At 63.9% G+C, this 664-nt stretch carries 1 pseudogene; it reads left to right on the top strand.

Annotation, left to right across the window (positions count from 1 at the left end):
* Positions 1-664, top strand: a pseudogene (locus tag EN939_RS38420) (hypothetical protein); the annotation flags it as partial.

The following is a 664-nucleotide window of genomic DNA, read 5'->3' as shown; positions in this document are numbered from 1 at the left end:
CACCTACACTTTCAACAATGTCGCCATCCAGACCGACGCGGGGGCTGCGAACAATGCCTTCGTCGTCGATGGCGACCAGGGCACGCCAGGCAATGACGACGTCAGCGCGGTCGTCAACCTGAACAATGTCGACATCACCAACCCTGGCGGCAATGTCGCCAACATCCGCGGCATGGCCGGCGGCTCGGTCAATTTCGACAGCGCCAGCACGATCACTCGCAACGACGGCGGGCTGGGCATTGCCGTGCTCAGCAACGCCGGCGGCACGATCAACTTCGGCGGCGCGGTCAAGACGCTCTCGACCGGCGTCAACGCCGCCGTCATCATGACCAGCAACCCCGGCGCCGCCATCAACTTCACCAATGGCGGGCTGGTTATCAACACAACGAGCGGCGACGGCTTCAACGCGACCGGCGGCGGCACGGTGACGGTGCAGGGCACCGGCAACACGATCACCTCCGGCACAGGCACGGCGCTCAACGTCGTCAACACGAATATCGGCGCCAGCGGGCTGAATTTCCAGAGCATTTCGGCGAATGGCGGCATCAACGGCATCGTGCTCAACAATACGGGCTCGGGTGGATTGACCGTTACAGGTGTCGGCACCACCGCCGGCTCGGGCGGCACAATTCAGAACACAACCGGGCGCGGCGCCAGTTTCATC

Source organism: Mesorhizobium sp. M7A.F.Ca.CA.002.05.1.1, assembly GCF_003998335.1.
In the GTDB taxonomy this organism is placed as follows: Bacteria; Pseudomonadota; Alphaproteobacteria; order Rhizobiales; family Rhizobiaceae; genus Mesorhizobium.
Note: the sequence above shows the minus strand (reverse complement) of the source record. Positions and strands in the feature narration are given on the sequence as shown.